Origin of the sequence: Kitasatospora sp. NPDC052868, from assembly GCF_044547105.1 — a bacterium.
Classification (GTDB): domain Bacteria; phylum Actinomycetota; class Actinomycetes; order Streptomycetales; family Streptomycetaceae; genus Kitasatospora.
Genome location: NZ_JBITZW010000002.1, coordinates 637,393 through 643,934 on the forward strand (window position 1 = coordinate 637,393; position 6,542 = coordinate 643,934).

Consider the following 6,542-nt stretch of genomic DNA (forward strand, 5'->3'; position numbering starts at 1 on the left):
GCTGATCTCCACCGACCTTGACCGACCGACAGGAGCAACCCGGTGACAACGAACGACGGACCGCGGACCGCCGGGGAGCGGATCAGAAGGATCGCCGGCGCCGCGCTGCCGCTCTACCTGACGATGATCGCCGCCTCGGCCGGCGCCCTCGTGGACACCGCCGTCCTCGGCCACCACGGCACCGCCTCGCTGGCGGGCCTCGGGGTGACCATGGCCGTGTTCGGCCCGGCCACCGCCGCGATCGCCGGCGCCCAGCGCGGGGTGATGCCCTTTGTGACGGAGCACCAGGACGACCCCCGGCAGCTGCTGTCCGTGCTGCGCAACAGCATGTGGCTGGCCGTGGCCACCGGCGGCCTCGGGGCGCTCGCGGTCGCCGGGGTGCCGCTGATCGCCCGGCTCGGCGGGGTCCCGGACGAGACCGTCGACGGGCTCGGCTTCTTCCCCCTGCTGCTGGCGCTCGACACGCTGACGGTCGCGCTCTCCACCACCGCCGCCTCGGCGCTGATCGGGCTGGGCCGCAGCCGGGTGGTGATGCGCTCCGGGCTGGCCGGCACCGCCACCGCCGTGGTGCTGTCGCTGCTGCTGGTCGGCGGGCCCGGCCCGCTGCCCGCGCTCGGACTGAACGGCGCCGGGATCGCCATGCTCGCCTCCGGACTGATCAGCGCCGTGGTCGCGCAGGTGGCGCTGCGCCGGGTCCCGCAGCTGGGCGGTCAGCCGCTGCGGCTGGGCCGGCCGCAGCCGGCCGAGGTGCTCGGCCTGGCCCGGGTCGGGATCCCGCTGGCCGCGACCGTGCTGATCAAGTTCGCGGTGCTCGGGGTGCTGGCCTTCTCGGCCGCCCGGATCGGCACCGAGGACGCCGCCGTGCACAGCGTCGCGGTGTCGCTGGTGAACCTGGTCTTCACCGCCGCCGTCGCGGTGGGGCAGGCGGTCATCCCGTTGGTGGCCGACCGGTTGAAGGAGGAGGACCTGCCGGGCGTGCGGGCCGGGGTCGGCTCGGGGCTCCTCGTGGCGGCCGGGGCGGTGCTGCTGCTGGCCACCGTCCTGACGGTGCTGCGCGGCCCGGTGCTGGAGGTGTTCAGCACCGACCCGCAGGTGCGGACCGGCCTGGTCGACCTGCTGCCGCTGGTGCTGGCCGCGACCCTGGCGGATGCCCTGCAGGCGCTGTTCGGCTTCGGGCTGATCGGGGTCCGGCGGACGCTGCCCAGCATGCTCTGCTTCGCCGCCGGCTACGGCGTGCTGGCCTTCGCGGCCGGTCCGGCGGCCGCCTACGGCGGGCTCACCGCGCTCTGGTCCACCCTGGCCTGCGTCAATCTGGCCCTGGTCGCCGCCCAGGGCTGGTGCTTCCGCCGGTACAGCGCGATCGCGGTCGCCGGTCAGGCGGTCCCGGTCACGGCCTGACCTACGCACCGTAAAAACCCGCCAGGCCCGCGCCCCTCTCCCCGGGGCGCGGGCCTGGTCGTGTCCGGCCTGGAACCTGGTCCTGTCAGCGCCCCGGTTCGACCGCCGACAGCGGTGTGTCGGGCTGCTCGACGGCGGCCCGCAGCAGGGTGAGCAGGCCGTCGGCGAGCCGGCGGGCGGTGGCCGGTTCGAAGAGCCCGGCCGCGTAGTCGAGTTCGCCGGTGATCCCGGCCGGGCGCCCGGTCACCGGGTCGCCGTGCTCGGTCAGGGTGAACAGCAGGTCGACCTTGGCCGTGCCGGTGCCCAGTTCACGCGCCCGGACGGTCAGCCCCGGGCACTCGGGCAGCCGCGGCGGCTCGACCTGGAACGCCAGCAGCACCTGGAACAGCGGGTGGTGCCCGTTCTCCCGGGGCGGCGCCGCGAGCGCCACCACCCGGTCGAACGGCGTGTCCTGGTGGGCCAGGAACTCCAGGTCCGCCTCCCGCACCCGGGCCAGCAGCCGGGCCGCCGACGGGTCGCCGGAGACGTCCGTCCGCAGCACCAGGGTCTCGGCGAAGAAGCCGACCAGGCTCTCCAGGTCGCGCTCCGGGCGGCCCGCCACCACCGTGCCGATGGCCACGTCCGTGCCCGCCCCGGCCCGGGCGAGCAGTCCGGCCAGCGCCGCGTGCACCACCATGAAGACCGTGCAGCCGTGCCGGCGGGCGAGGTCGGCCAACCCCTCGTGCAGGGCGGCCGGGACGTCCAGCGGGATCCGCCCGGTGCTCCCGTCGTCCCCGGCCCGGGGCCGGTCGGTGGGCAGGGCCGGCTCGGCCGGCAGTCCGGCCAGCGCGGTGCGCCAGAAGGCGTCGTGCCGCCCGGCGCCGCTCGGGTCCGTCTCGGACCGGTCCGCGCGGTGCCGGCGCAGGGCGTGGTCGGCGTACCGCAGCGGCAGCGGCGGGAGTTCGGGGGCGCGGCCGGCCAGCCGGGCCCGGTAGGCGGTGAGCAGGTCGTGCAGCAGCGGCCCGGTGGACCAGCCGTCGGCCGCGGTGTGGTGCAGCAGGAGCAGCAGGGTCGCCCGGTCCGGTCCGGTGTGCCAGAGCGAGGCCCGCAGCGGGAGGTCGGTGGCCACCTCGAAGACCTCCTGGACGGCCTCCCGCAGCCGGTCCTCCAGCCCGTCCGGGGAGACGCGGTGCTCGACCGGCTCCGGGCGGGCCAGCGCGGCGGGCACGACCAGCTGGTACGGGTCGCCGTCCTCGTCGGGGAGCAGGGTGCGCAGGGGTTCGTGGCGGTCCGTCACATCGGCCAGGGCGGCCCACAGGGCGGCGGGGTCCAGCGGTCCGGCCAGGTCGACGGCCAGCGGCAGGTTGTAGCGGGGGCTGGGGCCGTCCAGCAGGTCGATGAACCAGAGCCGGCGCTGGTTGGCGGTCAGCGGGAGGCGCTCCGGGTCCGGGCCGGGCTGCTCGCCGGGCCCGTCTGCGGGCCTGTCTGTGGGCCCGTCTGCGGACCTGTCGTCGGGCCGGGCGCCGGGGCGGCCCGCCGGCCGCGCGGGTGCCTGGTCGGCGAGCACGGCCAGCCGCCGGGCGAGGTCGGCCACGGTGGGCGCGGCGAGCAGGTCCCGCAGGGTCGGTTCGACCGACAGCCGGTCGTCGAGGCGGGCGATCAGGCGGACGGCCAGCAGGGAGTTGCCGCCCAGCGCGAAGAAGTCGTCCTCGGCGCCGAGCGGTCCGGTGCCGAGCACCTCGGCGAACAGCTCGGCCACGGCGGGTTCGAGCGGCCCCTCGGCGGGGCGGCCCCCGGCGCGGGCGGCGAGCCGCGGGGCGTACCGCGGCCCGGCCAGCGCCTTGCGGTCCAACTTGCCGCCGGGGGTGGTGGGGAGGCGGTCCAGCCAGACCAGGGCGGCGGGGACCATGTAGCCGGGCAGCGCGCGCCGGGCCCGTTCGAGCAGCCGTGCGGTGGCCGCCGCCTCCTGCCCCGCGGCGGGCTCCGGGGTGAGGTAGGCGACCAGGCCGAGCCGTTCCGGGGCCGCGCCCCGGGCGACGACGGCCGCCTGGGCCACCGCCGGGTCGGCGAGCAGGACGGCGGCGATCTCCCCGGGCTCCACCCGGTGGCCGCGGATCTTGATCTGGTCGTCGGCCCGCCCCCGGTACTCGGCGGTGCCGTCGGGGCCCAGGGCGACCAGGTCGCCGGTCCGGTACATCCGGCCGCCGGGCACCCCGGCCGGGTCCGCGACGAAGCGGGTGGCGGTCAGCCCCGGCCGGCCGAGGTAGCCCCGGGCCAGGGTGGGGCCGGTGAGGTAGAGCTCGCCCTCGGTGCCCACCGGGACGGGTCGCAGGTCCTGGTCGAGTACCCGCACGCCGGTGCCGGGGAGCGGCGTGCCGATCGAGGGCGGTCCGGTACCGGCGTCGACCTCGGCGGTCAGCGACCAGATGGTGGTCTCGGTCGGCCCGTACAGGTTGGTCACGCTCGCCGCCACCGACCGCAGCCGGTCGGCGAGCTCGCGGGTCAGCGCCTCTCCCCCGACCAGCGCCCGGACGCCGTGCAGCCGTTCGGGCCGGCCCGCCAGCAGGGCCTGCCAGAGCGAGGGGGTCGCCTGGACGACGTGCACGCCGGTGGCGGCGACCAGTTCGGCGAGCGCGACCGGGTCGCCGGCCTGGCCCGAGTCCGCGAGGACGACGGTGGCACCGGCCAGCAGGGTGCCGAAGAGCTCCAGGCCCGCGATGTCGAAGGCCACGGTGGTCGAGGCGAGCACGCGCTGCCCCGGGCCGATGCCCAGCCGGTCGACCAGGGTGGCGAGAGCGTGCGCGTAGGCGCCCCGGCTGATCACCACGCCCTTGGGACGGCCGGTGGAGCCCGAGGTGTGCAACACGTAGGCGGGCAGGTCGGGTTCGGGGGCCGTCGGCTCACCCGGTGCGCGCACCGGACCGTCGGCGGCGTCCACCTCGTCGAGCAGCAGGGTGGCCTGGCCCTCCGGGGCGAGGCGGTGCGCCCCGGCGCGGTCGGTGAGCAACAGTCTGGGGGCGGAGTCCTGGAGCGTGAGCGCGGTCCGGTCCGCCGGGAAGCCCGGGTCGACCGGCAGATAGGCGGCGCCGACCCGGAGGACGGCGAGCAGGGCGGCCACCAGCTCGGGGCCGCGCGGCAGGGCGACGGCCACCAGGTCCCGCGGCCCGACCCCGTGCGCGACCAGCCGGCGGGCCAGCACGGCGGCCCTCCGGTCCAGCTGTCGGTACGTCAACTGCCGGACGGCTCCGGCCCGGTGCCGGGTCAGCACCGCGATGTCCTGCGGCCGCTCGACGGCGTGCCGGGCGACCGCCTCGACGGGGTCGAGGGCCCTGCCCGGGGCGGGCGTCCGGTCGCGGGCCTGGTCCCTGGCGTGGTCCCTGGTGTGGCCGCGAGGTGGCGCCGGCCAGGCGTCGATGGCGGCCAGCGCCTCGTCCCGGCCGACGTCCCTCAGCACGGCCCACCAGCCGGGCGGGACGGCCAGCTCCTCGGGCCACAGCGAGTACTCGGCGGCGTCGTTGCGCAGGACCTGGTAGCGCCGCCGCGGGTCGTCGAACGGATCGTGCACGGGTACTGCCTCCTGGACGGCCGATCATCCCATCATCTGTGACATGTGAAATGCTACCCACGCTCCACCGCCACGTCAGCCGTACCCGAAGGCCCACCCCCGCCGGCCCGGCGCGGCCGCCTCACCCAGGCCTGGTCGGCACGACCCGGACATCGCCCGGAAATCAGCGTTCAGAAATGCAGAAAGACCCCCTCCGGAATCCGGAGGGGGTCTTTCTGGAATGATTGTTCGGCGGCGTCCTACTCTCCCACAGGGTCCCCCCTGCAGTACCATCGGCGCTGTGAGGCTTAGCTTCCGGGTTCGGAATGTAACCGGGCGTTTCCCTCACGCTATGACCACCGAAACACTATGAAACTGTCAACCGCACCCACGACAGGCCATGTCATGGGGGTCGTTGTTTCAGAACAACACAGTGGACGCGAGCAACTGAGGACAAGCCCTCGGCCTATTAGTACCGGTCAACTCCACCCCTCACAGGGCTTCCATATCCGGCCTATCAACCCAGTCGTCTACTGGGAGCCTTACCCTCTCAAGGAGGTGGGAGTGCTCATCTCGAAGCAGGCTTCCCGCTTAGATGCTTTCAGCGGTTATCCCTCCCGAACGTAGCCAACCAGCCATGCCCTTGGCAGGACAACTGGCACACCAGAGGTTCGTCCGTCCCGGTCCTCTCGTACTAGGGACAGCCCTTCTCAACACTCCTACGCGCACAGCGGATAGGGACCGAACTGTCTCACGACGTTCTAAACCCAGCTCGCGTACCGCTTTAATGGGCGAACAGCCCAACCCTTGGGACCTACTCCAGCCCCAGGATGCGACGAGCCGACATCGAGGTGCCAAACCATCCCGTCGATATGGACTCTTGGGGAAGATCAGCCTGTTATCCCCGGGGTACCTTTTATCCGTTGAGCGACGGCGCTTCCACAAGCCACCGCCGGATCACTAGTCCCGACTTTCGTCCCTGCTCGACCCGTCAGTCTCACAGTCAAGCTCCCTTGTGCACTTACACTCAACACCTGATTGCCAACCAGGCTGAGGGAACCTTTGGGCGCCTCCGTTACTCTTTAGGAGGCAACCGCCCCAGTTAAACTACCCACCAGACACTGTCCCTGATCCGGATCACGGACCCAGGTTAGACATCCAGCACGACCAGAGTGGTATTTCAACGACGACTCCACAACAACTGGCGTTGCTGCTTCAAAGTCTCCCACCTATCCTACACAAGCCGAACCGAACACCAATATCAAGCTATAGTAAAGGTCCCGGGGTCTTTCCGTCCTGCTGCGCGAAACGAGCATCTTTACTCGTAATGCAATTTCACCGGGCCTATGGTTGAGACAGTCGAGAAGTCGTTACGCCATTCGTGCAGGTCGGAACTTACCCGACAAGGAATTTCGCTACCTTAGGATGGTTATAGTTACCACCGCCGTTTACTGGCGCTTAAGTTCTCAGCTTCGCCTGGACGAATCCAAGCTAACCGGTCCCCTTAACGTTCCAGCACCGGGCAGGCGTCAGTCCGTATACATCGCCTTACGGCTTCGCACGGACCTGTGTTTTTAGTAAACAGTCGCTTCTCGCTGGTCTCTGCGGCCACCCCCAGCTC

The 6,542-nt window shown here is 72.5% G+C and carries 2 protein-coding genes and 2 rRNA genes; 1 reads left to right on the forward strand and 3 read right to left on the reverse strand.

Features of this window, described 5'->3' with window-relative positions:
- Positions 1 to 42: 42 nt before the first annotated feature.
- The gene (locus tag ACIGZJ_RS06430) at positions 43 to 1,398 is read left to right on the forward strand and encodes an MATE family efflux transporter (protein WP_396456215.1); all 1,356 of its coding nucleotides are present in this window, start codon (positions 43 to 45) and stop codon (positions 1,396 to 1,398) included.
- An 85-nt stretch (positions 1,399 to 1,483) separates the two neighbouring features.
- Here the strand turns inward: ACIGZJ_RS06430 and ACIGZJ_RS06435 are convergent, their stop codons facing one another.
- The 3 genes from ACIGZJ_RS06435 to ACIGZJ_RS06445 all read right to left on the reverse strand — a co-directional run.
- Entirely contained in the window at positions 1,484 to 4,942 is a 3,459-nt protein-coding gene (locus tag ACIGZJ_RS06435; protein WP_396456216.1) for an amino acid adenylation domain-containing protein, read from the reverse strand.
- A gap of 226 nt (positions 4,943 to 5,168) precedes the next feature.
- Positions 5,169 to 5,285: ribosomal RNA gene (gene rrf, locus ACIGZJ_RS06440) — 5S ribosomal RNA — on the reverse strand.
- Positions 5,286 to 5,370: 85 nt separating this feature from the next.
- Positions 5,371 to 6,542, reverse strand: a 23S ribosomal RNA gene (locus ACIGZJ_RS06445); the annotation flags it as partial.